The following is a 275-nucleotide window of genomic DNA, read 5'->3' as shown; positions in this document are numbered from 1 at the left end:
TTGACAAACCAGATTTTGAAGTGCGAGTTAAAGAAGAAACCGCACAACAAGAACCAGAGCCGAAAGAAGCCGACGTACAAGAGCAAGCTTCGCCATCGTCTTTGAACGATATCTCTGAAGATGAAGAAGAAACGGTTGAAGACTGGTTAGCTGAAGCCATCGACGATGTAGAGTCGCCAGCGAACATTGACTCTGATTTTGACTTTGAGCCTAAAATTCAAGGTAGCGACGAATTTGAAGATGTCGTTGAATCCTTGCCAGAGCCAGAGCCAGAG

Annotated in this window: 1 protein-coding gene; it reads left to right on the top strand. The window is 45.5% G+C overall.

Going from position 1 to position 275, the window contains the following annotated elements:
• The coding region (locus tag AB4512_RS07840) for a hypothetical protein (RefSeq protein WP_372174720.1) at positions 1 to 275 on the top strand (275 nt) is incomplete at both ends.

Source organism: Vibrio sp. 10N.222.52.B7 (genome assembly GCF_041474275.1).
Classification (GTDB): domain Bacteria; phylum Pseudomonadota; class Gammaproteobacteria; order Enterobacterales; family Vibrionaceae; genus Vibrio; species Vibrio crassostreae_C.
This window is presented reverse-complemented; position numbering and strand designations above follow the sequence as displayed.